Annotated in this window: 26 protein-coding genes and 1 tRNA gene; 14 read left to right on the plus strand and 13 right to left on the minus strand. The window is 39.4% G+C overall.

From position 1 onward, the window contains the following. Window positions 1-28: 28 nt before the first annotated feature. From DCO56_RS13515 to DCO56_RS13530, 4 genes are read right to left on the minus strand one after another with little or no spacing between them, the layout of a single operon-like run. The gene (locus DCO56_RS13515) at window positions 29-730 is read right to left on the minus strand and encodes a phosphoadenylyl-sulfate reductase (protein WP_108634285.1); all 702 of its coding nucleotides are present in this window, start codon (window positions 728-730) and stop codon (window positions 29-31) included. Continuing rightward, on the minus strand, window positions 720-1298 hold the full coding sequence (locus DCO56_RS13520; RefSeq protein WP_108634286.1) for a precorrin-2 dehydrogenase/sirohydrochlorin ferrochelatase family protein: 579 nt from the start codon (window positions 1296-1298) through the stop codon (window positions 720-722). Before DCO56_RS13520 ends, DCO56_RS13515 begins: the two co-directional genes overlap by 11 nt. A 2-nt stretch (window positions 1299-1300) precedes the next feature. Further along, a complete protein-coding gene (gene cobA / locus DCO56_RS13525; protein ID WP_108634287.1) occupies window positions 1301-2059 on the minus strand; it encodes a uroporphyrinogen-III C-methyltransferase in 759 nt (252 codons plus the stop codon). Between the two features lie 11 nt (window positions 2060-2070). After that, complete coding sequence (locus tag DCO56_RS13530) at window positions 2071-4176, minus strand: HEPN domain-containing protein (RefSeq protein WP_108634288.1); 2106 nt, start codon at window positions 4174-4176, stop codon at window positions 2071-2073. A gap of 135 nt (window positions 4177-4311) precedes the next feature. Here DCO56_RS13530 and DCO56_RS13535 point away from each other — a divergent pair, with 135 nt between their 5' ends. The 4 genes from DCO56_RS13535 to DCO56_RS13550 are packed head-to-tail and all read left to right on the plus strand — an operon-like array spanning window position 4312 to window position 7801. Then, window positions 4312-5292, plus strand: a complete 981-nt coding sequence (locus tag DCO56_RS13535) for a PstS family phosphate ABC transporter substrate-binding protein (protein WP_108634289.1) — start codon at window positions 4312-4314, stop codon at window positions 5290-5292. 1 nt (window position 5293) lies between these two features. Continuing rightward, the gene (pstC, locus tag DCO56_RS13540) at window positions 5294-6190 is read left to right on the plus strand and encodes a phosphate ABC transporter permease subunit PstC (protein ID WP_108634290.1); all 897 of its coding nucleotides are present in this window, start codon (window positions 5294-5296) and stop codon (window positions 6188-6190) included. Beyond that, window positions 6183-7034, plus strand: a complete 852-nt coding sequence (locus tag DCO56_RS13545; protein WP_108634291.1) for a PstA family ABC transporter permease — start codon at window positions 6183-6185, stop codon at window positions 7032-7034. Before pstC ends, DCO56_RS13545 begins: the two co-directional genes overlap by 8 nt. After that, window positions 6992-7801 (plus strand): phosphate ABC transporter ATP-binding protein, encoded by an 810-nt coding sequence (locus DCO56_RS13550; protein WP_108634292.1) that lies wholly within the window; start codon window positions 6992-6994, stop codon window positions 7799-7801. The genes DCO56_RS13545 and DCO56_RS13550 overlap by 43 nt, the downstream gene beginning before the upstream one ends. Window positions 7802-7882: 81 nt before the next feature. On the opposite strand, the gene bshB1 is transcribed toward DCO56_RS13550, so the two are convergent. The 3 genes from bshB1 to DCO56_RS13565 form a co-directional block, all read right to left on the minus strand. Continuing rightward, window positions 7883-8614, minus strand: coding sequence for a bacillithiol biosynthesis deacetylase BshB1 (gene bshB1, locus DCO56_RS13555; RefSeq protein WP_108634552.1), 732 nt, complete (start codon window positions 8612-8614; stop codon window positions 7883-7885). A gap of 162 nt (window positions 8615-8776) precedes the next feature. Continuing rightward, on the minus strand, window positions 8777-9268 hold the full coding sequence (locus DCO56_RS13560) for a glutathione peroxidase (RefSeq protein WP_108634293.1): 492 nt from the start codon (window positions 9266-9268) through the stop codon (window positions 8777-8779). 85 nt (window positions 9269-9353) lie between these two features. After that, on the minus strand, window positions 9354-9986 hold the full coding sequence (locus DCO56_RS13565; protein ID WP_108634294.1) for a DUF4294 domain-containing protein: 633 nt from the start codon (window positions 9984-9986) through the stop codon (window positions 9354-9356). A 150-nt stretch (window positions 9987-10136) separates the two neighbouring features. Between DCO56_RS13565 and DCO56_RS13570 the strand changes: the two genes are divergently transcribed. From DCO56_RS13570 to DCO56_RS13595, 6 genes are all read left to right on the plus strand, one after another. Beyond that, a complete protein-coding gene (locus DCO56_RS13570; RefSeq protein ID WP_108634295.1) occupies window positions 10137-12356 on the plus strand; it encodes a RelA/SpoT family protein in 2220 nt (739 codons plus the stop codon). A 77-nt stretch (window positions 12357-12433) separates the two neighbouring features. After that, the gene (locus DCO56_RS13575; RefSeq protein WP_104381932.1) at window positions 12434-12925 is read left to right on the plus strand and encodes a Fur family transcriptional regulator; all 492 of its coding nucleotides are present in this window, start codon (window positions 12434-12436) and stop codon (window positions 12923-12925) included. Between the two features lie 130 nt (window positions 12926-13055). Next, complete coding sequence (locus tag DCO56_RS13580; RefSeq protein WP_104381933.1) at window positions 13056-14333, plus strand: adenylosuccinate synthase; 1278 nt, start codon at window positions 13056-13058, stop codon at window positions 14331-14333. A 3-nt stretch (window positions 14334-14336) separates the two neighbouring features. After that, complete coding sequence (locus DCO56_RS13585) at window positions 14337-15626, plus strand: anthranilate synthase component I family protein (protein ID WP_108634296.1); 1290 nt, start codon at window positions 14337-14339, stop codon at window positions 15624-15626. A gap of 108 nt (window positions 15627-15734) precedes the next feature. Then, the gene (locus DCO56_RS13590; RefSeq protein WP_181390545.1) at window positions 15735-16352 is read left to right on the plus strand and encodes a TatD family hydrolase; all 618 of its coding nucleotides are present in this window, start codon (window positions 15735-15737) and stop codon (window positions 16350-16352) included. Continuing rightward, window positions 16349-17074, plus strand: a complete 726-nt coding sequence (locus DCO56_RS13595; protein WP_108634298.1) for a tRNA threonylcarbamoyladenosine dehydratase — start codon at window positions 16349-16351, stop codon at window positions 17072-17074. The genes DCO56_RS13590 and DCO56_RS13595 overlap by 4 nt, the downstream gene beginning before the upstream one ends. Window positions 17075-17160: 86 nt before the next feature. On the opposite strand, the gene DCO56_RS13600 is transcribed toward DCO56_RS13595, so the two are convergent. Next, the gene (locus DCO56_RS13600; protein ID WP_108634299.1) at window positions 17161-17673 is read right to left on the minus strand and encodes a BON domain-containing protein; all 513 of its coding nucleotides are present in this window, start codon (window positions 17671-17673) and stop codon (window positions 17161-17163) included. 74 nt (window positions 17674-17747) lie between these two features. Continuing rightward, entirely contained in the window at window positions 17748-18218 is a 471-nt protein-coding gene (locus DCO56_RS13605) for a hypothetical protein (RefSeq protein ID WP_108634300.1), read from the minus strand. A 144-nt stretch (window positions 18219-18362) separates the two neighbouring features. Here DCO56_RS13605 and DCO56_RS29300 point away from each other — a divergent pair. The 4 genes from DCO56_RS29300 (at window position 18363) to DCO56_RS13620 (ending at window position 21537) form a co-directional block, all read left to right on the plus strand. Next, a tRNA-Ser gene (locus DCO56_RS29300) sits at window positions 18363-18450 on the plus strand. A 544-nt stretch (window positions 18451-18994) separates the two neighbouring features. Then, the gene (locus DCO56_RS13610; protein ID WP_108634301.1) at window positions 18995-20377 is read left to right on the plus strand and encodes a site-specific integrase; all 1383 of its coding nucleotides are present in this window, start codon (window positions 18995-18997) and stop codon (window positions 20375-20377) included. 85 nt (window positions 20378-20462) lie between these two features. After that, on the plus strand, window positions 20463-20708 hold the full coding sequence (locus DCO56_RS13615) for a hypothetical protein (protein WP_108634302.1): 246 nt from the start codon (window positions 20463-20465) through the stop codon (window positions 20706-20708). Window position 20709: 1 nt separating this feature from the next. Then, complete coding sequence (locus tag DCO56_RS13620) at window positions 20710-21537, plus strand: SOS response-associated peptidase (protein ID WP_108634303.1); 828 nt, start codon at window positions 20710-20712, stop codon at window positions 21535-21537. Window positions 21538-21594: 57 nt separating this feature from the next. Here DCO56_RS13620 and DCO56_RS13625 read toward each other — a convergent pair whose 3' ends face one another. From DCO56_RS13625 to DCO56_RS13640, 4 genes are all read right to left on the minus strand, one after another. Then, the gene (locus tag DCO56_RS13625) at window positions 21595-22143 is read right to left on the minus strand and encodes a TIR domain-containing protein (RefSeq protein WP_108634304.1); all 549 of its coding nucleotides are present in this window, start codon (window positions 22141-22143) and stop codon (window positions 21595-21597) included. A gap of 16 nt (window positions 22144-22159) precedes the next feature. After that, the gene (locus DCO56_RS13630) at window positions 22160-23041 is read right to left on the minus strand and encodes a macro domain-containing protein (protein ID WP_146191059.1); all 882 of its coding nucleotides are present in this window, start codon (window positions 23039-23041) and stop codon (window positions 22160-22162) included. A gap of 149 nt (window positions 23042-23190) precedes the next feature. After that, entirely contained in the window at window positions 23191-23757 is a 567-nt protein-coding gene (locus DCO56_RS13635) for a hypothetical protein (protein WP_108634306.1), read from the minus strand. A gap of 74 nt (window positions 23758-23831) precedes the next feature. Beyond that, complete coding sequence (locus tag DCO56_RS13640) at window positions 23832-24869, minus strand: AlbA family DNA-binding domain-containing protein (protein WP_108634307.1); 1038 nt, start codon at window positions 24867-24869, stop codon at window positions 23832-23834. Window positions 24870-25080: the final 211 nt, after the last annotated feature.

Consider the following 25080-nt stretch of genomic DNA (forward strand, 5'->3'; position numbering starts at 1 on the left):
ATGAATTCGGGTTTACGCTTTTTTAGGATTAAGATTTAACAGCATGTAAACCACATTCTTTTTTACTCTGATCTTCCCACCACCATCTTCCGGCCCGAAAATCTTCTCCTTCCTGAATAGCCCTTGTACAAGGTTGGCAACCAATGCTCGGAAATCCCTTATCATGTAAGACATTATAAGGAATATACTGTTCCTTGCAATACACTTTTACCTGTTCAAAGGTCCAGTCAAACAGCGGATGGATTTTTATGATATCATTTACTTCGTCATACTCCACAAAATCCATATCATGTCTATTGACCGATTGTTCAGACCGGATGCCGGTAATCCAAATTTTTTTTCCTTTGATAGCGCGCTGCAATGGTTCAATCTTCCTGATCCGACAACATTCTTTACGATTTTCAACAGATTCATAGAAAGAATTAGGTCCCTTTTTGCTGATAAAATCTTCCAGCAATGCTGTATCCGGTGTATATGTCTTGATATTCAGCTGATAACGTTCCAATGTACGACTCCACAAAGAGTACGTCTCTTTAAACAATCGGCCGGTATCTAAAGTGAAAATCTCGATGCCGATATTATTTTTGCCGATCCATTCGGTGATAATCTGATCTTCTATCCCAAAAGAAGTCGAAAAAACAACTTCTGAAGGATATAGTGATGCAATTGTCTGCAGCATCTCCGCCCCCTTTTTATCGCCGATAATTTCTTTAATTTCCTTAACGCTCATGACGTAATATATTTTTGGTATGTTCGTTCAGCTTCTTTACTTTAAATTCAAAGTCCCCTTTCAACTGTTCACGATATTCGCTCATCAGCGAAAGCGTTTCGTCAATTTCGTCCGGTAAAAGATCGTTGAGCAATTCCTTCACTCTTTTTGCAATCGTTGGTGATTTGCCGTTTGTGGAAATCGCAACTTTTAGATCGCCCTTAGTAACAATAGATCCCAGATAAAAGTCGCATAGATCTGGCTTATCCGCTGCATTGAAAAGTATATTGTGAAGTGATGTTAGCTCACGAAGTTCATCATTCAGTTCCACATTATTCGTTGCCGCAATTACCAGTTGCTTGTTTTCGATATCTTGTGTTTCAAAAGGACGTATATGAAGTCGAATATGAGGATAATTGACGAGCAATTGTTCGAATTCAGGAACAATTTCCCTTGCGACGACAGTTAAGTTCGATCTCTCATCATTTGTTATCAATGCCTGGAATTTTTCCAACGCAACTTTTCCACCGCCGACCAATAAGGTCTCGATCTGATCAAGTTTAACGAATATGGGAAATAACTTATTCATCCTTATAATGCAAGTGCTTTTTCTTTAATCTGTTGAAATGACCTGTGTTTCGCTACCACTTCACCTATGATGATAATAGCAGGTACCCCGACTCTCTTTTCAGTAGATTCATCCAGGATATTGTCTATTGTGCCCAACACAACCTTTTCATTAGGCAATGAACCATTTTGAATCAAAGCGATAGGTAAATGATGAAGATTTTTCTGTTGATAGATGGACACGATCTCCGCTAATTTTCCATATCCCATCAGGATGACCACGGTCGCATTGGATTCCGCAGCTAAGTATAGATCACTAGATAAACTGCCGTCAGATTTTGATCCTGTTATCACCCAAAAACTCTCGCTGATCCCCCTATAAGTCAGAGGAATCTGCTGTAACCCTGTTAGGCCGATTGCGGAGGAAATACCCGGTATGACCGCTGTCTCAATACCATACTGTGCCACATGATCGATCTCCTCGCCACCGCGTCCGAAGACAAATGGATCCCCTCCTTTCAAGCGCACCACATGCCCATAATTCAAGGCATAGTCAACCAATAGGCGATTAATTTCATCTTGAGAGGTTGAAAGCTGTTCGGCACGTTTTCCGACGTAAATTTTTATACAATCTGCTTTCGCATAGTCCAACAATTCATCATTGACAAGCGCGTCATACAAAATAACATCCGCTTTCTGGATTGCTTTGATCCCTTTGAGGCTAATCAAGTCTGGGTCTCCCGGCCCAGCGCCTACTAAAGTTACTTTTGCTTCTATCGACATTCCGTTCCCTCCTAAGCCAATACAGGCGTTAAATTTTTACGTTGATAAACCTCATTGATAAATTTTGTGGCCTCTTGCAGATAGCCGGTTGCAAAGCCCTCAGTAGGTTCATTTTTACTGATTTGTAAGACAAGCTCCGGAAATGACTGATCAAAGTTATATTCCCCGGACTCCACAAAATGTGTCTGGAATTCGTTGATCACTGTATTTTGCGTGCTTGCACTGATACCTTTATCTAATAGCAAGGCTTTCGCCGCCTGAACAAAGGCATTGTATGCATGATAGATAGCGTCTGCGAATTTTGCTTCCCCGAATGTCTCATTTGCCCATTGTAGTTTTTCCTCCGCCTCATAAATCAATGTTGCCACTAAATCAATCACCACCCCGGCACACTCACCCACACCTATCGCTGTTTGGAAAGTCCCCTCATGTCCCCAATCCACAAACTCATCTTCCGCAAGCGTCGTCAGATCCGATAGTGGTTTTAATAGATTGTAAAAATAATTTTTACCCTGTCTGTCGTAATACGCATGGAAATTCTCGGTCTCTTCAGCATTCTTTTTATAATCGTTCAATACGAATTCAACCACATGCAATACCCTTTTGGTCGGTACCTTGATAATTCGTTCGGCTACACGGCCTTCACCGTCGCCGATGGTACCGCCACCAAGCATAACCTGAGCAGCGGGAACTACCTTGCCCTCTGCTTTAACCGAGCTGCCATGGAAGCCAATATGCGCCAGCCCATGTTGACCGCAGGAATTCATACAACCGGATATCTTGATTTTCAAGTCTCTGTTGAAAACAAAATCCTGGTGAAATTCGGCTATATACGATTCGATGACCCGCGCCATTTCGGTGCTGTTTGAAATACCAAGATTACAGGTGTCCGTTCCGGGACATGTGGTCACATCTGCAGTACTGTCAAAACCTACCTGTGCAAGATCCAATGATTTGAGCAATTGATAAATATGAGGTAGCGTCTTTTCGGTTGCATACTTCAGCAACAAACTTTGGTTTTGTGTTATCCGGATATCATCCGCAACAAGATCTTTTAAGCCAGCGACCAAGGACCGCGCTTTATCGGTACCGATATCCCCTGTAGAAACACGAACATAGACACCGTAATAACCTGCCTGCTTTTGTTCAAATGTATTCGTATTCTTCCATACCTGATAGTTTAAGTCTGTATCCAGATCAAGTACGGTAATTTGGCTGTCGTCCGGTGGCAGCGGTTGCTCAATTTTGGTTCGATCAATAGCGAAAGTTTTTACTTTTGTAGCAATCTTTTCCGCTTCGATCAGATTTAACACCTCTTCCAGGCCAAGTTTTTGAATAAGGTATTTAAAACGGGCTTTATTTCGGTTGTTACGCTCGCCATATCGGTCGAACACTCTTAAGGTAGCCTCTATGTAAGGAATAAGCTCATCTTCCGGAAGAAATTCATTTGTTAGCGATGCTAAAAATGGTTGCGACCCCAGTCCGCCGCCTAGCAGCACTTTGAAACCACGTACTTCCACACCATCCACATACTTCAATTTTGGAATAAAACCCAAGTCATGAATATACGAAAAAGCGGTATCCTCTTCACTTGCAGAAAAAGACATCTTGAATTTTCTGCCCATCTCCGCACAGACCGGATTACGTATAAAATATTCAAACGTTGCCTGTGCATACGGTGAGACATCGAAAGGTTCTTTCGGATCAATACCCGAAGTTGGTGAAGCCGTTACATTACGAACAGTATTACCACAGGCCTCCCTTAAGGTAATATCATCCTCTGCTAATTTTGACCAAAGTTCTGGCGTACGATCCAGACTAACGTAATGGATCTGAATGTCCTGACGCGTGGTCAGGTGCAGGTTACGACTTGCATATTCATCAGATATTGCCGCTATTTTGATTAACTGTTTAAAAGTAACTTTTCCAAATGGAAGTTTGATACGAACCATTTGAACCCCTGGTTGTCTCTGTCCATATACTCCCCTGGCTAGACGCAATGACCTAAATTTTTCATCAGCGATCTTACCTTCGTGAAATAATCGAATCTTTTTTTCAAGTCCAATAATCTCCTTTTCCACGACTGGATTTTCTAATTCTGTACGGAAGCTTTGCATAAAACAAATAAAATCTATTGATTTAGTATTCTTTTCTCGAGTCAAATGTAAAAATATTTTTTTAATATTCTATAATATCTACCAAATTAATATATATTTGCCGTATAAAATTTAATATACTAAACCTGTAGACTAATGGGTGTAACGATAAAAAGATATTTTATAATTCTGTTTTTTAGCTTTATAACCGTATTTAAGATCACGTCCTGCGCACCAAAAGTAAAGAATGGATATAGTAAAGAGCGTGGATTTGAAGGCAATATTTCACTTTCAGGGGCCTTTGCACTCTACCCTTTGGCCGTAATCTGGAGTGAAGACTTCAAAAAAATTCATCCACATGTCCGTTTTAATATCTCTGCAGGCGGTGCAGGCAAAGGGATTGCCGACGTGTTAACAGGTATGGTAGACATTGGGCTGGTATCGCGGGATCTGCATCCACAAGAAGTCAAAAAAGGCGCAGTCCCTATTATTGTGGCCAAAGATGCTGTGATATGCACATTGAATCCTGCTAACCCGAATTATAAAGCATTACTGAAACGCGGCTTAACCCGGGAGGAACTTGCGGAGATTTTTGCCAGTCGAAAATTTAAGACATGGAATCAAATTGATCCACAATTTACTGCAGATCCGATTAATGTTTATGTACGTTCGGATGCCGCCGGAGCAGCAGAAACCTGGGCCAAATTTTTTGGACGTAAACAGGAAGACCTGCAAGGTGTTGGAATCTTTGGTGATCCTGGTATTGCCCAAGCTATTAAAGATGATAAGTTTGGCATTGGCTTCAACAATATCAACTACGTATATAATTTAAAGACAAACAAAGTGTTTGACCATATCGATGTACTGCCATTGGATTTAAATAAAAATGGACAGATTGAAGCCGACGAGCAATTCTATGGATCGCTGTCAGACCTGACCGGAGCTGTTGCAGCAGGCAAATATCCCGCGCCTCCCTCCCGCGATCTGACATTTGTCACACGCAATAAGACAGAGTCCCTGCTCCTGAAGGAATTCATCTCCTTTGTGCTGCAGAAACAGGCGCAGTCACAGTTGCTTGAAAATGGTTATGTACCATTGAGTGAAACACTGATCAATGACGAACTAAATAAGTTATAGCATGCTAAATACACGTCTAGTTAAAGATACCTTAGTAAAACGGTCCACATTTTTGTTACTGCTGATTTCCCTATCAGTTGTCGTTATTATTGCGGTCGGTTTAACTGTAAAATCCATTCCGCTATTTGAATACAGCAACATATTTCAGCTATTGACAGATAAAGTATGGGCACCTATGAAGGGCTCGTTCGGATTTCTGCCTTTTATTGCCGGCACACTCGCTGTTACATTGATATCGCTTGCCATCGCAATACCCCTGTGTATATTGACGGCAGTTTATCTGACTGAATACGCTTCCGATGCGCTAAAAAACATGATGCTTCCTCTTGTCAATATCTTGGCGGCCATACCACCGGTGTTATACGGTGTTTGGGGTGTATTATTTATCGTCCCGCTGATCCAGCTTTATATTGCTCCGATTTTTGGTGTGGTGACATCCGGTTATTCAGTATTAGCCGGTGGAATTGTATTGGCGGTCATGATTTTTCCGATCATGATTTCCATTATGGTGGAAGTGCTTCAAACGATTCCGTATGAATTAAAAGCCGCTTCTTTGTCTTTGGGAGCAACAAAATGGGACACCATAAAACATGTTATTCTCAAAAAGGCAAAACCCGGCATTATCGCCGCCATTGTCTTATCGACCTCACGGGCATTTGGAGAAACGATTGCAGTACTAATGGTTTGCGGGAATGTACCGAAGGTGCCTACATCCATATTTGATGCCGGTTACCCCATCCCCGCTTTAATCGCCAACAATTTTGGTGAGATGATGTCCATCCCTCTTTATGAGTCTGCTTTGATGTTTTCAGCGCTATTGCTATTTGTCATCATATTTATTTTCAATTTAATATCACGTCTGATATTGAGACGACTTGAAGGAGGTTTAGATGGATAACACCAAAAGAAGATTAATAAGTGAAAAGATCGCGAAGGGTTTCATGCATCTATCCGGAATCACGGTAACCGCTTCCCTGTTTTTTATTGTAGGTACGATTCTCTATAAGGGGCTTCCCTATCTCAATTGGGAAATGGTCAGTCAGTTGCCCAAAGGCGGATTTTACATCGGCAAAGAAGGTGGAATCTTAAACGCCATATTAGGTTCACTCTATCTAGCAGGGGTAGCGACTGCCCTATCGGCTTTTATTGGTATTCCGATATCACTTTACCTGAATATTTATTTGGGTACAAAATCCAAAGTAACACAGTTTTCGAAGTTGTTGTTTGATGTGCTTTACGGGGTACCATCGATTGTGTATGGCGCTGTCGGCTTTGGTATTATGGTCTATTTTGGCATTAGAGCATCACTACTGGGCGGCATCCTAACAGTCACGTTATTGACGATCCCTATTGTGGTACGTACAGTAGACGAGCTGATCAAAACGATTCCTGAAGATCTGAAAAATGTCACCCTTTCCTTGGGTACCACACGCTGGGAGCTTGCGAAAGTCATGTTGCGGAGTATTCGTGCCGGGTTATTGACTGCCATTCTATTAGCATTCGGAAGAGCAATAGGTGATGTCGCCGGCGTATTGTTAACAACGGGGTTCAGTGACAATTTGCCTAAATATATTGACGAACCAGCAGCAACACTTCCCTTGGCTATATTTTTTCAGTTAAGCAGTCCAATTCCTGAGGTACAAGGACGAGCATATGCTTCGGCCCTGGTTTTAACTATCATCATTTTAATTATCGTAGTATGCACGCATATCCTTCAATCGAAACAAAAGAATCGTCGTTAAACAGTCCTTTGACTGATCCTCACATTCAGATCAAGGATCTCAATGTATATATCGATGGGAGACATATTTTAAAGAATATTAATCTTGCCTTGCCGAACAATAGCGTAACCTCCATTATCGGACCTTCAGGCTGTGGCAAGACCACATTGCTGAAAACCCTGAATCGCCTGGTCGACGACACAAAAGGTGTTGAAATAACGGGATCTGTGCTTGTAAACGGTGAGGACATTTATGGCAAAAATGCCGAAGTAACGCATATCCGTAAAAAAATGGGGCTTTTATCCCAAAAACCTTACCCATTGCCGATGTCCATCTACGACAACGTAGCTTATGGGCCGCGTATACATGGCACGAAAAATAAAAAAGAACTGGACAAGATTGTTGAGACACAATTGCGCAATGTAGCCCTATGGGATGAGGTTAAGGACCGTTTGGGGCATTCCGCCGCCGGCCTTTCGATTGGACAGCAACAACGGCTCTGCTTAGCGCGGGGACTTGCTGTAGAACCCGAAATTATACTTGGTGATGAATCAACTTCCGCATTGGACCCGCTATCCACAGCAAAAATTGAAGAATTACTCATCGAACTAAAGCAGGATTACACCATTGTTCTGGTGACACACATTCTACGACAAGCCCGAAGAGTGTCTGATTATATCATTTTTGTTTATGGTGGTGAAATCCTTGAATTTGGTCCCACTGAACAAGTGCTGTTAAATCCACAGCATGAAATCACAAAACAATATGTAAAAGGTTTTATCTCCTGATAGATTACCTGCCGTTTATAAAAAAGCCGAAGATTCTATGTCTCATAAAATCCTCGGCTTTTATCTTTTATTGCAACTTCGCTATCTTAGATCAAATAAATCATCAACACCCAATATTTTTTTAGATGTAAATCCTTCAGCATACTTAGCCTGGATGTAACGGCCAAATTCCCTTGCTCTGGCGGCGGTAGATTCCATAAAATCCGGATTGGAAATATACGTTTGTGGCTCGTCAGGATTGATATTTTCGCCTGTATAGAACTGTGTTTTATAGGCCAGGATTGATTTTTCCTTCAAAGCATAGTAGTCCGTAATATCAATGACTACATCGGGTTTGATGTAATAATCCTGCACAAATTGCAACACTAGACGTGGACGGAAGGCTTCCTGGATATGATTATTTTGGTCTCTGGTTTCCACCTTTCTTAACCCCGAAAGGAAGCAGGCTTCATTCACAAGCTGCCCTGCTCTGCCATGATCCGGATGACGGTCAGTAATCGCGTTGGTAATAACGATTTCAGGCTGGTATTTCCTTACGGCACTTATAATGGCCATTTTTTCCTCGATGGCATTTTCAAAAAAACCGTCTCTCAAACCGAGATTTTCACGCGCTGCCAGTCCGAGAATCGCAGCTGCATCTTTTGCCTCTTGTGCTCTGGTTTCCGCAGTACCTCGTGTACCGAGTTCACCCCGAGTTAAGTCTACAATTCCTACTTTTTTTCCTTCGGCAACATATTTTGCCATTACTCCGCCTGCACCCAATTCTGCGTCATCGGGATGCACGGCAATGACAAGTAAATCTAGTTTTAGCATATTTATATCTTCTTTTTCGTTTATGGCTTCCAATATCAGCAAAATCGGTAAAATCAGCATGTTACAATTCACCACTCCATATTGCCGGCTTATGTTGAAGACAGCCGGCACATACAGGTCTTACTGGTATGAAACCGAGGCCAAAGGTAGGAAGTTTGTAGGTTACTCCTCCAAAAGTCGTTCGATATTACGACAAATTTTACCTGACAATGGCGAAGTCGTAGGATAATAGAAATCCACAACTTCCCCCTGCCTGTTGATCAAGTATTTATGAAAATTCCAGGAGGGCTTGCTATTTATATGTCCGTTTTCTGCCTTATTTGACAGGAAACTATACAATGCCGTCGTGTAGGTGCCGATGACATGGCTACGTTTGAAAACCGGAAAACTGACCTGCTGGTTTATTCTACAGAATGTCTCCAATGTACTGCCGGTCAGTGGTTCTTGATTCCGAAAGTTATTGGACGGAAAGGCCAGTACCTCAAATCCTCTTTCTTTATACTTTTGGTAGAGTTTTTCAAGCGATTTAAACTGTCTTGTGAATAGACACTGACTCGCTGTATTGACGACCAACAAAACCTTTCCTTCAAAATCTCCCAGAGATTTCATGGTTCCATTGAATTGCAAAGCATCAAAGTCATATATCGTTTTCATATTGTCTTAATTTAGGTATTACATAACGAACCCGATCCTAGTTAAAGTATCTTCGTGCCTTATATATACAAGTATATATGGGGTCCTACATCACCGGTTTGGGCCTCGACCGTTCAAATTCACGGATGATATTTTCGATTTCGAAGTCCTCTTTTGGATCGTATGCTGATTTCAAATTATGCCCAAAAATTTTGGCGACCCCCTGATAAAAAAATGCGGAGATCCCACCTTTCATTTCCTTCACCATTTCATAGCTCGTGTGTCCGGTATAGCGATCGATCAGCTTTATTAGGATTTTACCCTGGGAAATGGTCATATTTTTAATTTCCCTATTAAACATTTGCTTCACATCGTTTTCACATCTTTCCACCAGCGCTTCATGTTCTTTTTTATTGGATGTCATAGCCAGATCCCGATCCAGTTGATCGTATCTTTTTTGAGCATATATGGCATAAGGGAGCACTTTCAGCACATTTCTTCTGAAACGTAAATATTCCCTTCGTGCTTCCTCGCTTGACCAGACTCTTTTCCTGACAATAACCACTTCAGGAATGGGAAACCAAGGCAAAATCTCACCCGAAGGCAGCGTTGTTGTCATATAATCAGTCACTGTCTCCTGGGCCCCTTCACCGTATAAAGGAAGAACCAGAGACTGAGCCTTTGCCACGCCTGACAAAGTCCCAAGAAGAAAAAACAAAACACATACTGTTGTCTTCATCTGAACGACTATATAACTCTTTTAATTTGTCAATGCTATTATATTTTGGTAAATTTATTACAAAATAAGTTAGCTTGATAATTGTATTCAAAATACATTAACTAAATTAAACAAAAATACTCAAAAAAACATCATTTACCTGCAACGTTTATGAAAGATTATGTGATTGATATTGAAGCAGAAAACAAAGAGATAAGAAAACGTTACCGTGCATTATTGCGTGCCTGTAAGCCTACTTTGCAGCGCGGGGACAAACAAGAGATTCGTAAAGCTTTTGATTTGGCCCTGGATAGCCACAAGGAGATGCGCCGCAAATCAGGAGAACCCTATATTTATCATCCGATTGCGGTAGCGCAGATTGCCGCCGAGGAAATTGGTTTAGGGACAACCTCCATTGTATGCGCTTTGCTCCATGATGTTGTTGAGGACACTAATGTAACCTTGGACGAAATTGAGGAAATGTTTGGAAAAAAAGTTCGTCGTATTATCGACGGATTGACAAAAATTTCCGGAATATTTGACCCCAATAGCTCGATGCAGGCTGAGAACTTTCGTAAAATGTTGCTCACGCTTGCCGATGACGTACGCGTTATCCTTATCAAATTGGCGGATAGGCTGCATAATATGCGGACGATGGAATTCATGGCAAGAGATAAGCAGTTGAAGATTGCCTCAGAGACCAGTTATCTTTATGCCCCCTTGGCGCATCGTTTGGGTTTGTATGCGATCAAATCCGAATTGGAAGACTTGTCCATGAAATTTACTGATCCGGATACCTATAAATTTATTGCGCGAAAACTGAACGAAAAGAAGGCAGAGCGGGAGAAATTCATAGGTGATTTTATCGGTCCTATTAAAGAAATTTTAGAAGAACAGGGAGTTAAAGCCGCCGTATTTGGAAGACCCAAGTCGATTCATTCGATTTGGAACAAAATGCGCAAAAAGTCAATTCCATTTGAAGAAGTTTACGACCTATTTGCTATTCGTATCGTTATTGACGCGGTGGATGAAAAGGAAAAAACCGAATGTTGGAAAGTATATTCCATCGTAACCGATCTATATCGTCCCAACCCGGACCGTTTACGCGATTGGATCTCTTCGCCCAAAGGAAATGGCTACGAATCGTTGCATACAACGGTAATGGGCCCCAAGGGGCAATGGGTGGAAGTACAGATTCGGACCAGGCGGATGAATGAAATTGCGGAAAAAGGATTTGCAGCACACTGGAAATACAAAGAATCCAATTCCGATTCAGGATTGGATCAATGGATCAAAAAGGTACGTGATGTACTCAGCAGTCCTGATCAGAATGCCATGGATTTTGTGGATGATTTCAAGATGAATCTGTTCTCGGATGAAATTTTTATTTTCACACCCAAAGGCACCTTAATCCAATTACCCAACAATGCAACTGCATTGGATTTTGCTTTTGAGATCCACTCCGATATCGGCGCAAGTTGTATCGGGGCCAAAGTAAACCATAAATTGGTTCCACTTAGCCACGTTCTACAAAATGGTGATCAAGTCGAGATTATCACCTCCAGCAAACAGTCGCCAAAAGAAGACTGGCTCAATTTTGTGGTTACCGCAAAAGCGAAATCAAAAATCAGATCTTCCCTCAAAGAAGAAAAACGACGGGTCGCAGAGGATGGAAAAGAGATTCTCGAGCGTAAATTGAAGTCTTTGAAAGTCACCTACAATACCGATAATATCAACAAAATTGCTAATTATCTGAAGTATCCAAGTTCCCAGGATCTCTTTTTTAACGTGGCCAAAGGCATCGTTGATATCAAGCAATTGCGGGAGTACGTCGCCCATGAAAAAGCGGTTGAAATCAATGCAGGATCTTCTTCGGGCAATCAGTTCAACAGTCATATTGGCGGTTTGGTTGAAAAAATCAATAAAAAGGAGTTTGACACCATCCTGATCGGTGATGATATGCAAAAAGTTGACTATACCCTAGCGCCTTGTTGCAATCCAATTCCCGGTGATGACATTTTCGGTTTTCTGACGGTCAATGATGGCATCAAGATTCATCGCACCAGCTGCCCCAATGCCTCCAAATTGATGGCGAATTACGGGTACCGTATTTTGAAGGCACGCTGGGCATCGACGAAAGACTCCGCGTTCCTGACCGGCCTGCATATTGTGGGTATCGATGACGTCGGATTGGTCAATAAGCTTACTACGGTTATTTCCCAAGAGTTTGCGGTCAACATACGCTCCCTATCCATATCGAGTAACGATGGTATTTTTGACGGGAATATTATGGTATATGTCAATGATACACAACAATTGGAGAGCTTGATGAAAAACCTTAAACAAGTCCGGGGAATAACAGGAGTAAATCGGTATGAGTCCGAAAATTAATCAAATGAATATCACAATTTAGAAATACTATCAAATGTCAATCTAAATTGGTAAATTTGTACAAGAATATTTTTACTATGAATCAAGCTGAAAATTTTGCAACTGTAAAAAAAATCTTTGAAGCATACTTAGAAAATAAAAATCTAAGAAAAACTCCGGAGCGTTATGCTATCTTGGAAGAGATTTATTCACGTACTGATCACTTTGATGTTGAGTCTTTGTATATCCATATGAAGAACAAAAAATACCGTGTCAGCCGTGCTACAGTTTATAATACCCTCGAACTTTTGGTTTCTTGTGACTTGGTTACCAAACACCAGTTTGGCCGCAATATGGCTCAATTTGAAAAATCCTATGGCTTCAAGCAGCACGACCACGTGATTTGTATTGAATGCAATAAGGTTGTTGAATTTTGCGACCCACGTATCAACCAGATCCAAAGCCTCATGGGGGATTTATTGAAGTTTGACATCAAGCACCATTCTTTAAATTTATACGGTGTATGTCAAGATTGTCAAGAAAAAAATAAAAAAGAAGAAACCGTAGCTCAGGAAGCTATTTCAAATTAATCTTATATTTTTGTTAAATATAATAGTACATTTGTTCAGGAATGTTCAGGAGAAAAATTCCTGAACATTTTTATTTTTTTAATGAGTCTATTTTTATTAATAACATTTTAATTACTATACTTTAAAAGCTATGCAAGTTGATGTGCTTTTGGGCTTACAATGGGGTGACGAGGGTAAAGGTAAAATCGTAGACGTATTTTGTCCAAAATACGATTTAATCGCTCGTTTCCAAGGCGGCCCTAACGCCGGACACACGTTGGAATTTGATAACAAAAAATTCGTGCTCAACACAATTCCATCTGGTATCTTCAATGAAGGTACACTAAATCTTATTGGTAATGGTGTCGTTATCGATCCGATTATCCTAAAAAGAGAATTAGACAACCTTAAGACAGCTGGTTTTGATCCGGTGGGTAAAGGCAATTTGGTATTAGCACGCAAAGCACACCTTATTTTGCCGACACACCAATTATTGGATGCTGCTTCGGAATCGAAAATGGGCGCCGGCAAGATCGGATCTACATTGAAGGGTATCGGTCCGACCTATATGGACAAAACTGGTAGAAATGGCTTACGTGTAGGTGATACGACCCTTCCCGACTTTCAGGAGCGTTACCAAAAGTTGAAAGAAAAGCACTTGAACATTCTTTCTCACTATGGTGAAATTCCTGATTTCAGTGAAAAAGAGCAAGCATTCCTGGCTGCGATTGAATTCATTAAAACCATTCCGCATGTCGATTCAGAGCATTTGGTCAATCAATATCTGAAAGAAGGCAAACGCGTATTGGCTGAAGGTGCCCAAGGTACTCTTTTGGATGTCGATTTCGGTTCTTACCCTTTTGTGACTTCATCCAACACGACAACTGCTGGAGCTTGTACAGGTCTTGGTATCGCACCGAACAAAATCGGTAAAGTATACGGCATTTTTAAAGCCTATGCAACACGTGTGGGTGGAGGCCCCTTCCCTACTGAACTTCATGATGAGACAGGAGAAAAACTACGTCAATTGGGTCATGAATTCGGTGCTACAACGGGACGTGCACGCCGTACAGGATGGATTGATATTCCGGCACTGAAATATGCAATCATGCTCAATGGTGTAACGGACCTTATCATGATGAAAGCTGATGTATTGGATACTTTTGACAAGATCTACGCATGTACACATTATAACTACAATGGTGAAGTGATTGATTATATGCCGTACGAGATTATCACACATCAGGCAGAGCCAATCTTGGAAGAAATCCAAGGGTGGAAACAAGATTTGACAGGTATCACATCTGAGGCTGAGATTCCTGAGGCATTAAGTAACTATATTTCTTATTTGGAGAAAGCGCTCGAAGTTCCGATCACGATTTTATCAGTAGGTCCGGATCGTAAACAAACATTGGCTTTATCAAAGTAAAATATGCGGATCGAAAGTTTTGATCTTCTCGATTCTAAAGATAAATTTCATCAGAAAGCCCTGCACTGGTCGGGGCAATTTGATGAAATTTCTTTCTTTAATAGCAATGGGTCGCCAGACCAATGGGGAAGATTTGAGAGCATGCTGGCGGTGAAGGCCTTACATTCTTTTTGTGCAGATGAAAATGTACTGGATCAATTACAGCAATTCTTATTGCAACATCCGTGCGATGTTATTCCGGGATTTCTATCCTATGACCTCAAGAATGAGATTGAAGAATTACAGACCAGCACAACGGATAAGCTTGGCTTTCCATCAGCCTATTTTTTTGTCCCGGCGATTACGATAAGCATCAGCGGTATGCAAGTGCACATCCAAGCCGACGATCCAGTTGCTGTGTATCAATCCATCTGTGAGACGACAGCTCCGCAAGCTAAAGCTGCACTAGATCTGCACGTACGCTCACGGTGGACAAAAGGAGAATACTTTGATGCCTTTGATAAAGTGCAGCAACATATCCAACGTGGTGACATATACGAGGTAAATCTCTGTCAGGAGTTCTTCGCAGAAAATGCAGATATTTCTCCGATTGAGGTCTATCTAAAATTGAATGCAGTTTCACCTACCCCATTCAGTAATTTTTTTAAAGTTGGACCTCATTTTATTATGAGCGCTTCTCCAGAGCGTTTTTTGACCAAGAGAAAAGGCCGTTTAATCTCTCAACCCATCAAAGGCACAGCTAAAAGAGGCATCACTGAGCACGAAGACCGGGATATTATCAATCGTATGCTCCAGTCGCAGAAGGAGATCGCCGAAAATGTAATGATCGTAGATCTTGTTCGTAATGATTTAACACGGAGCGCGCTTCCCGGAACAGTTGAAGCCACACGTCTGTTTGAAATCCAGTCTTTTAAACAAGTACATCAGATGATATCTACAATCAGCTGCATACAGGATCCCAACGTGTCCAATATAGACGTCTTTAGACATACATTTCCTGCTGGCTCAATGACGGGTGCACCCAAAATTGCTGCCATGCGCATTTGTGATCAGATTGAAGGCTCCAAAAGAGGGATTTACGCAGGTTCGGTAGGCTATTTTGATACTATTCGTGATGAATTTGATTTTAACGTCGTCATCCGTTCCCTCCTGTACAATCAACGCGAAAAATACCTGTCCTTTCATACCGGCGGAGCCCTTACCAACCAAGCATTGGCGGAGCAAGAATATCAGGAATGTCTTTTAAAGGCTTCCGCAATCTTGCAGGCACTCAACAGCAAGTTGGAGCAATAAAACTATACTAAATTTATAGAGAATATTTTTTGCTTCAACTATTTTTTCGACCTTTGTCCTTTGACAATGCAGGTTCCCTATATCGACATACATACACATCGGCTTGATATGATACAGGACGGTTTCAACCGATCTGTTATAAATATAGCATTGAACCATAATGAGACTGTCGTTGACGGAGACTGCTCTATCGGCTTACATCCATGGTACATCAACAGCAATACGGAAAAAGTGTTAGAATTGATGCAAACAATGATACAAAGAACGAATGTCGTGGCAATAGGCGAATGCGGCCTGGACAAAAATAGCGCTATTCCTTTCGAAAAACAGCAACAGGTTTTTGAGCAACAGATTCTCTTGGCCATTACTTTTCAGAAGCCGCTGATTATTCACTGTGTTCGTGCCTTTCAGGAAGTTTTGGCATCTTTGGTAAAAGCTAAATTTCATTTACCGGTTATCTTCCATGGCTATCGCAAGAATTGGACTTTAGCCAAACAGCTTATGGATAAAGGTTATTACCTTTCGATCGGTGTCCATTGTTTGGATGGCAGCCAGGACGAAGTCGTAAGAAATATCCCCCTTACACATTTATTTTTAGAAACAGATACCTATACAGCAACAGAAGTTGCCACCCTATATCAATATGTCGCCCGAGTCCGATCTATTCCAGTAGAGATGTTAAAGCAGGCATTATATCATAATTATAAGATTGTATTAAAAAAATGAAAGATTTAAGTTGGCTGTCACGCACCGAGGCACTGGTCGGTAGGACAGCTTTGGAAAAATTAGCGAATTCACACGTGATGGTTCTGGGCCTGGGCGGTGTGGGTTCCTTTGCGGCTGAATTTATCTGCCGTGCGGGGGTCGGTAAAATGACCATAATAGATGGTGATACTGTAGACCCCTCCAACAGAAATAGGCAGCTACCGGCTCTTGCAACGAACCATGGTGAAGCGAAAGCTGAAATCATGAGACAGCGCCTTTTAGCCATTAATCCAGAATTGGAATTGACCGTGATCCAAGACTTTATTATCCCTGAAAAAATTCCGGCTTTATTGGAAATGGCGCCCGACTATTGTGTGGAAGCCATCGATAGTATTACACCGAAGTTATTCTTCATCAGGCTGGCACTGGATGCAAAAATGCCATTTGTAAGTTCAATGGGTGCAGGTGGCAAAGTTGACCCGACAAAAATTGAGATCGCAGATATTAGCAAGTCTTATAATTGCAAACTGGCTCAACATATTCGTAAGAAGTTGCGTAAACATGGTATCCGTGAAGGTGTTAAAGTTGCCTTTTCAACTGAGCTTCCGGATAAAAGCTCCTTGCTATATACCGATGGGAGTAATTTTAAAAAGTCAGCCTATGGAACAATGTCCTATCTACCCGCTGCATTTGGAGGTGCCATTGCCTCAGTCGCTATTCGGGATTTGATGGAAAATGTTTAAATTAGGGGTAAATAAACATATGCACAATAGTAAAAGCTACCCATCTGTTGATGCGTAGCTTTTATATTTCCATTGAAATACGAAAACTAACGACTGGTAACTCCCTTCATATCAATACCTTTAGGCTTAATATGTTCCAATCTTTTCTTTAGGGAATCCATTCGTGTTTTTTCAATATTACCTGTTACAATAATAATTCCTTCCTTTACCTGTGCTGTAATAGTCGGAAAATCTTCCAGTACCCGATTGACATCTCTAGTGATCGTGGAATCGACCGCTCCCTCAACTATTTCATGATATTTTTCACGCGCATCTTCAGGTTCAGGAAGATTGACCATGATATTATTGTGGATTGATTTAACATCTTCACCTCCCGCGGCCTTTGTTTTCTCTTCAACCACTTGCTTTAATGAATCCGATCCTAATTGCCCGTTCAATGTAACATTACCCTCTTCTACATCCACTGCTATGCCCTGGTTATCTATTAAAGCTTCTTCAATTTTTGACTTTAGCTTATCATCGGATTCTGGTGACCGGCAAGAGTGAACAAAAGGTAAAACACCGAATGAAAATATCAAAAGTAATCTGTTTAATTTCATCGTATCGTTTTATTTTCGTTCATAGTGAAAACAATTATGAAGGCATATTGTTTAGCTTTCTTCTTTTTCGGCAATTAATAAAGCTCCAATATGGTCTGATTTAATCTGTTAAACAGAAAACTCTCTCCTATTTTTCTACCAAGGAGCAACTGCCCTATAGGCGATGCCGCTGAAATGACAAAAACATTATTATCTCCAATTTTTATTGCCCCAATACTTGTGGCGATAAAATAAAGTCCCACATTTGTTTTGACAAGGCTTCCCAATTTAACAAAATCAGTTTTATCACCCACCGCTGACGTAATATTCGTGAGCTGTAATAAATCTTTATTCGCCTCAACAAGCTGCCCTTGATACCGATTGATATCTTGCTGGATCATTTCCCTTGAGGTTTCATACTTATCTCCGGCGCTACTTTTCGTATCATCATTACTCGAATCCCTGGCTGTTTCCAATGCCGATTCGATCATTGCGATCCGGTCATTTGTTCGCTCGAGGGCAACTTCCAAAATATTCTTTTTTATGTTTAAATAAGTATTTGTCATACTGAAAAATAAGAAATATGTTTTATTCAAAAAAATATAAAAACAATGCGCTTATGATCAATAGCATAGGAAAAATCGTTCTTAAAAAAAGCTGCGTGGTATTGCAATAACGCAAAAAATTACTACATTTGTGCACTGAAACACGGAAAGGTGTCAGAGTGGTCGAATGAGCAGTCCTGGAAAGACTGTATACGGGATGACTGTATCGAGGGTTCGAATCCCTCCCTTTCCGCCGAGACATAAAAAATGCAGTTTTGAGCGCATAAACAAAGATTGTGGCAGAATCGTGGCAAAGCGATTAAACAACAGTCGGAAAACAGCGCTAACAGGGTTAAAAACAAAATAAGTTCGAATCCCTTCCTCTCTGCAAAAGTAAAGAAAATGCTGTCTAGGGCATGTATAATAAAAATTGTGGCAAAAACGTGGCAAAACGGTTTTCGATCAATTGAAAAACAGCACTAGCAAGGGTAAAAACGAAATAAGTTCGAATCCCATCTTCTCTACAAATTAAGGAAGCTTAAAGCTTTCATAATGGTCTAAAGGCTTTTAAAACCTGTAATTTTAAGTAATTACAGGTTTTTTGTTTTTTTGTGCATATGCCCAAAATTTTCAAAAACACTCCTAATTTTCATGGCAGATTTGTGGCAGTTTATAAAGTCAATATAAAACTGCCACAAAAATGAATGTAAAGTTTTGACAATTAACGTGTTAAACCTGTTATCGACTTGATTTAAGAGCAACATAATTCGAAATTTAATTTTATAAAATATTCGATTATGCTAGAAAAAAGTTTTGGTGCTATGTTCTTTTTGAAGACACCAGAGAAAAAGGAAAATTTAAGAGTAGTTTATCTTAGAATTACAGTCGATGGAATTCCAAAAGAGATTTCTACTAAAAGAAAATGGGAATCAACCCGTTGGAATCAAAAAAATGAAAGAGCTACTGGAAATAAGGAAGATGCTAAGTCTTTAAATTACTTCCTGGATTCCCTGAGTACCCGCATTGCAAACTATCGGACTGAACTGATCAATAATGACCAGACGATTACTTCACAGAAACTTATTGATTTTGTGAAAGGGAAAAACGTATCGAAAGTAAAAGTTCTTGAGGAATTTACTGAACATAACGCCGAGATACTTGCATTGGTAGAGACGAAAGAATATGCAGTTGGAACGTATGGACGTTATCAGATTGCCAAATCACATGTGGCAAAGTTTATAAAATCCAAGTACAACCGCGATGATCTTGAATTTAGGGAGCTGAACTTTGCTTTTATTAGAGATTATGAACTGTATCTAAAAACTGTCCGGAACTGTAGTAACAATACTGCACTGAAATATATTGCCAATTTTAAAACAATAGTCCTCAGGGCAATTGCAAAAGACATTATTCCAAGGGATCCATTTAAGCTTTTTAAGAGCAAAAAAGTAAAGATCAAAAAGAAGCCACTTTCCACCGATGAACTTCATAGGCTTGAAGCTAAAGTCTTTTCTTCCGAAAGGCTATCTTTAATCAGAGATGTATTCGTTTTTCAGTGCTATACTGGATTGGCATACATTGATGCGTATCAATTAAAGCCAACTGACATAAAAAAAGGAATTGATGGAAGTTTATGGATTATGTCAAGCCGTCAAAAATCAAAATCTGAGACCGATATTCCGCTATTACCAAAGGCGATAGAAATTATGGAGCGATATAAGGATCATCCCCTTTGTATCCAAAGAGGTACTGTTTTACCCGTAAAAACTAATCAAAAAATGAATGAATATCTCAAAGAAATTGCGGTTCTATGTGAATTGGAAGATACTTTGAACACGCACAAGGCGCGACGAACATTCGGTAGTACCGTTACTCTTAAAAACGGTGTGCCACTTCATATTGTAAAGGAGATGATGGGACATTATTCTGTTAAGCAAACGGAGGAATATGCCATTACTGAGCAGGAATCTGTAAGTATAGAAATGCAACAATTGAAAGAGAAATTAAGTAGAGATAATAAAATAAGTGAAAATCCTATGGATTTATTACTGAAACTACAGCAGGAAATTGCCGGGTTACAGCCTCAAAAAGAAAATGACGAAACTGTTCAGTTTCATGAAAAATTGAAAACAATTACCGCTAGACTGGATGCTATTAGTGAGATACTTTTAAGTAAATAAAGCCTTAAAAAAATAAGGATTTACGATGGTTATTTTTTATGATAAAAATCTGTAAATTTATATAGCATCTAATTGTGAGGATAAAATGGTTAGTCTCTTTGATAAAAACAAGTTTGAAATCGAAATAGAAGGCTTGAAAATTGCTATAGTTGAACATACATTAAAAGATCAGCAGGTGTATCGCCTTGTTTTTGATGATAATAGATCGCCATTAGTAATCACCTCAGCAAAAACATGGAACGGCGAAGTGTGGACAAGCATACCCCAGGGAAGACAGAGCGAAGCAGAGCTATTTGGAAAAGAAATTTGTAAACATTTAAAAAATCAATAGTATGTGTTATTATAATGGACAACGTGTATCAAGAGATGAATTTATACGTCTCATGGATCTGGAGAAAGCTGTTATGAACTATGATTTTCTAGATCAGGAAATTCACGAAGGATTTAATTACGAAAACATTGCGGTATTGCGTCCCACAGAGGACAAATGCAACTTTGATATCGTCCAAATGGAATGGGGCTTTATTCCTTCGTATGTAAAAAATAGAGAAAATGTGAAAAAGATGCGCTTTGGTTACAAAGACGATAAGGGAAAATGGCATCAGCCTTATACAACATTGAATGCAAAAGGTGAAGAACTTTTAATGATAGATGAAAGTACCGGTCGTGAAAAAATGTTTCGCAAGGCAGCATTGGAAAGAAGATGTCTGATCCTATCCAGTGAATTCTATGAGTGGCAGCATATCTTCCGAAAAAACAAAAGAACAGGTGAGCCGCTAAAAACAGCAGACAAATTCCCCTACCATATTGGACTAAAGAATAAAGAATACTTTTTTATCGCAGCAATATGGCAGAATTGGACAGATAAAGATACAGGAGAAACTGTGGATACTGTAGCCCTTGTAACTACAGAAGCCAATGCCTTGATGAAGCAAATCCACAACTCTAAAAATCGAATGCCAACGATGCTCCCTGATGAGCTGGCCTGGGAATGGATGATGGAAGATCTGAGTGAAGAAAGGATCACAGAATTGGCTACTTACCAGATCAGTCCATCTGAAATGGAAGCATATACGATTGAAAAAGATTTCAGAACTACAGGAACTCCTACAAAAGCATTTGTCTACGAAGAAGTTCCTGAATTAAATTATGAAATCTAGCTGATCTAATCCTAATGTGCGTCATTTGTCCAAAGTTTTAGGCTTAATTCTAACTCACTATAAACCAAAAGTTCGATATGCATTTGCTGAGTATATCCCTTCACCATAGCCATTCGGTTTATTATTGAACGTAAAACGAAGGGAATCTTGTAGAACTTTTTTATTAAAAGGAATATGAATAGCTGAAGCAGTCTTATTTTGAATTCTGGAACGTAATGCGTCAGGAAGCTTTGGTAAAAGTGGAGCACAATCATAAATTGGCGTCTTAATATCTACATAGGTAACTATTATTGGTATCTTACAGGTATCAACCGCGTACTCAATTTCAAAAGGTACCCAATCGTCATCCTGATTTGTTGTTTCCCCTATAATTAGCACCATATTTTTACTACTATTTAACCTTTCTCGTAAACTTCGTCTTAATGTCTCCTTCGAGCTACTATCACGAACCGCTGCTGTTTTATCGTGACTATTCACTATACAAAAATCATCACCTGCTTTCTCCGACCATGCCTTTATTAAATTATAATATCTTATATCTGAATTAAGTGGGTAATTTGTCCCATTTGCATGGAATGCTACATAAGTCCCGTTTCTATATGCCATATTGATTACTTTTTTTCTATGGTAAATAATGTTTTAAAAGATCACGAACCTCAAATAGATTCACTCCAAATTCTTCTGCATCTGAAGGATGCACAACAATGATCAATTTTCTGCTGAAAAGATTATGTTCGCTTGCCTGTGTAAATGACTGCGCCAATCGTGCAATTACTCTTTTTCTGTGAGTTTTTACTCTTCCACGTCCAGTACCTACTAAAGGCAAAACAATAGGATCATTCTCCCCTTTGGTCGCAATATAATCCCATAGCCCATCCATAGCATTAAGTACATCCGCTAATGTGGAACCTGCTGTATTATCATAACTTAGATTCGACATTGCAAGCCAGTAAAATGTTTCTCCACCAATATCAATCCTGACAGTAGTGCCAAGCGGATACTTCTTATCTTTCCCTGCTATTTTTTGAAAATTAATTGAATTTATACCAACGAGTGAATTTGTGATTAGATTATCGAGAGATGGAAGGTTCTGAGAAAAATATCTCTTGGTAAACTGTCCCTGCAAACTTCCTTCTGCGATAATACCACTTTGGATATCTGTATCAAAAGTAGTGTTTGTACTGATAACTTTTTGACCCTTTTCATTAAAAAGATCTCCGATCTTAACAATAATAACCTGATCTCTACCAGCCACTTTATAAGTTATTTTGGTTAAGGGTCTTCTTGTTATGATGACAACAATTAGCGAAATCCCTACAAGAATAAGAAATACATAAGAAGGGAACTTATCAGGCTGTAAAAGTTTAAAAAAGGAAGCCATTTCGACAAAAGTCCAAAATGCCCCAAGGACTGCCAAAAACATTTTTAGAGAATCTGCCGTCCATAATGCATATTCCCAATATGACCTTGTCTTAATAGACTGCCATGTGTAACTTAAATTCATGTTAATACTTTCGGTTAATAGTTTTCTTATGCGGCAATATAGTCATTTCTTTGTAAATCATAAAAATTACTTTTGGATTTTAGGAATTATGGCTAAATAGATGCTGAATTTGAGTAAAAATATACTATTATTCACCGTTCATAACAGAATTAAAAGATCCATGATGGAGTTGGCCCATGCGGAAACTTCCATTCAACACCAGTTTCCATTGTTAAGTGTGTCAAAGTATTATGTAGTGACTCATACATATACCCATCTAAAAACTCAAACAATGGAGCCCAATGTTTTGGAGCCCCTAACCAAATCCCAATCTCAAATTTCGGCGTGATCATAAAGCTAGAATCTACATAATTAACTTCAATGCCCTTTTCCAAAGTAGAAAGCTCCCCATGATGCGCATACTTCGCATGCCTTAAATCAATTATTTCTTTGTGAACAATCATAAGTTCAGTTGGAATAATTTGTTCTTTTAATACCGTTGTTCCTGTTCCCTTACCAAAAATTCTTCCGTACGAAACAATTATACTGGTCGTAAGCGCCTCCATTTGCAAAATATCCTTCTGCATGTCATCGGATTTTCGAAAATTAGCTAAGCATGAATACCAAAACCGAATGTTAGCAATAGCATAAATATTTAGGAGCATCTTTCCCATCTGCTCAATTTGCTTTTTATGTTTGGCTAGTATTTCATTAATTTCATTTTCAGATTTTTCCATTAAAATAGGTCGTTTATAAATTAGTAGGATTCGTTTCCATAGATAGCGGGTCTTTTTTACTATGATATAATACCCTAAAATAACAGGTCAGATTTTGGTACAGTAAAAATCTTACGCAATGGTCCATCCAGAAAATCATCACATCTCGCAATAATCTCCAATTGAACATCACTCGGATTGTCAAAGAAAATAGCAATCTGGCCATTAAAAATATCTGGAGTTTCTGAATCCTGCTTTACTGTTACCGCAAATTTATCCAAACGTTCGGGTAAACGTTCAAAAACATCATAATTCAAGTTCTTTCTGTGTTCAACATAGGTGCTTACAGCTATTGCATATGATGCTATACCTGCAGATAATCCACGCATAAAAGAATTTGTGGCATCATCTCTTTTTTCTTCGTCAATCATTCTCTCAAGATCCTGTTTAGGAATGACCCTGTAATCCGGTGATTTTTTAATTCGTACTTCAACATCAAACTCAATAGACTTCTTGGAGGTGTTAATGGCATCAACCTTAAAATGCCTGAATTTCGTTCCCCGCAAATCTGGCTCGGTAAAATTTAAATTAGAAACAAGGAATGTAAGATCATTACTCCTGTCCTCAACTGCGGCATGCCGAAATTTATACATTTTTTCAAAATCGTCACGTCTTAATTTTCTTGTAGATGTTCCAATCCTCACAAATCCACTTCCTGTATCAAAACGAAAGCCATTTACATTCAAGTCCTTTTTAAATAAGTAAGGGAACTTATCATTCTCGAACAATCTAAAAAATGCCAATCTATGTTCATTGTACATGATCTCACAATACTCAAAATTGATTTCCGGTTCGATATATTCATTAGCATATTGCTGATAAGTTGCCTGATCATTAAGGTTTTCTATTGATACAAAACGATCCGCCGTATCGCTATCATCTTTAACCCCTACAATGATATACTTATCTTCAGCAGTAGTAAGATTAGCGAAGGCCATTATATCCTTTAAAAATTCTGGTTTTTTCATTGCCTGCCTTTCAATTGGATATTGCTCCTCTTTAAAGTCCAAATGTGAATATTCACTTTCATCCTCTATCTTGCTAATAACTGTTTCTTTGATTTTTGCGTTCATGCTATAAAAATAATAACTCCATAGCAAAAAATAGACTCAATTCCTTACAAATGAAGACAAATCTTTGTTTTGTCGTTAAATGAAAAATTTACTTCACAAACTACCAGTGATGAAAACTGTCATTTTTCCATAATAAGATTTACAACCTAACATTTTTTTTAGCCTTAACGACATTTGTAAATCGTTAATTTTCGGTTTATTCCTTATGAAT

Origin of the sequence: Sphingobacterium athyrii (genome assembly GCF_003071065.1) — a bacterium.
In the GTDB taxonomy this organism is placed as follows: domain Bacteria; phylum Bacteroidota; class Bacteroidia; order Sphingobacteriales; family Sphingobacteriaceae; genus Sphingobacterium; species Sphingobacterium athyrii.

Coding starts and splice junctions, on each gene's coding strand:
- pstC (WP_108634290.1), top strand. CDS start 5,294: ATGCTAAATACACGTCTAGTTAAAGATACCTTAGTAAAACGGTCCACA.
- DCO56_RS13595 (WP_108634298.1), top strand. CDS start 16,349: ATGAAAGATTTAAGTTGGCTGTCACGCACCGAGGCACTGGTCGGTAGG.
- DCO56_RS13625 (WP_108634304.1), bottom strand. CDS start 22,143: ATGGCATATAGAAACGGGACTTATGTAGCATTCCATGCAAATGGGACA.
- DCO56_RS13545 (WP_108634291.1), top strand. CDS start 6,183: ATGGATAACACCAAAAGAAGATTAATAAGTGAAAAGATCGCGAAGGGT.
- cobA (WP_108634287.1), bottom strand. CDS start 2,059: ATGTCGATAGAAGCAAAAGTAACTTTAGTAGGCGCTGGGCCGGGAGAC.
- DCO56_RS13560 (WP_108634293.1), bottom strand. CDS start 9,268: ATGAAAACGATATATGACTTTGATGCTTTGCAATTCAATGGAACCATG.
- DCO56_RS13630 (WP_146191059.1), bottom strand. CDS start 23,041: ATGAATTTAAGTTACACATGGCAGTCTATTAAGACAAGGTCATATTGG.
- DCO56_RS13565 (WP_108634294.1), bottom strand. CDS start 9,986: ATGAAGACAACAGTATGTGTTTTGTTTTTTCTTCTTGGGACTTTGTCA.
- DCO56_RS13575 (WP_104381932.1), top strand. CDS start 12,434: ATGAATCAAGCTGAAAATTTTGCAACTGTAAAAAAAATCTTTGAAGCA.
- bshB1 (WP_108634552.1), bottom strand. CDS start 8,614: ATGCTAAAACTAGATTTACTTGTCATTGCCGTGCATCCCGATGACGCA.
- DCO56_RS13585 (WP_108634296.1), top strand. CDS start 14,337: ATGCGGATCGAAAGTTTTGATCTTCTCGATTCTAAAGATAAATTTCAT.
- DCO56_RS13580 (WP_104381933.1), top strand. CDS start 13,056: ATGCAAGTTGATGTGCTTTTGGGCTTACAATGGGGTGACGAGGGTAAA.
- DCO56_RS13640 (WP_108634307.1), bottom strand. CDS start 24,869: ATGAACGCAAAAATCAAAGAAACAGTTATTAGCAAGATAGAGGATGAA.
- DCO56_RS13520 (WP_108634286.1), bottom strand. CDS start 1,298: ATGAATAAGTTATTTCCCATATTCGTTAAACTTGATCAGATCGAGACC.
- DCO56_RS13600 (WP_108634299.1), bottom strand. CDS start 17,673: ATGAAATTAAACAGATTACTTTTGATATTTTCATTCGGTGTTTTACCT.
- DCO56_RS13530 (WP_108634288.1), bottom strand. CDS start 4,176: ATGCAAAGCTTCCGTACAGAATTAGAAAATCCAGTCGTGGAAAAGGAG.
- DCO56_RS13610 (WP_108634301.1), top strand. CDS start 18,995: ATGCTAGAAAAAAGTTTTGGTGCTATGTTCTTTTTGAAGACACCAGAG.
- DCO56_RS13605 (WP_108634300.1), bottom strand. CDS start 18,218: ATGACAAATACTTATTTAAACATAAAAAAGAATATTTTGGAAGTTGCC.
- DCO56_RS13635 (WP_108634306.1), bottom strand. CDS start 23,757: ATGGAAAAATCTGAAAATGAAATTAATGAAATACTAGCCAAACATAAA.
- DCO56_RS13550 (WP_108634292.1), top strand. CDS start 6,992: ATGCACGCATATCCTTCAATCGAAACAAAAGAATCGTCGTTAAACAGT.
- DCO56_RS13515 (WP_108634285.1), bottom strand. CDS start 730: ATGAGCGTTAAGGAAATTAAAGAAATTATCGGCGATAAAAAGGGGGCG.
- DCO56_RS13615 (WP_108634302.1), top strand. CDS start 20,463: ATGGTTAGTCTCTTTGATAAAAACAAGTTTGAAATCGAAATAGAAGGC.
- DCO56_RS13535 (WP_108634289.1), top strand. CDS start 4,312: ATGGGTGTAACGATAAAAAGATATTTTATAATTCTGTTTTTTAGCTTT.
- DCO56_RS13620 (WP_108634303.1), top strand. CDS start 20,710: ATGTGTTATTATAATGGACAACGTGTATCAAGAGATGAATTTATACGT.
- DCO56_RS13570 (WP_108634295.1), top strand. CDS start 10,137: ATGAAAGATTATGTGATTGATATTGAAGCAGAAAACAAAGAGATAAGA.
- DCO56_RS13590 (WP_181390545.1), top strand. CDS start 15,735: ATGATACAGGACGGTTTCAACCGATCTGTTATAAATATAGCATTGAAC.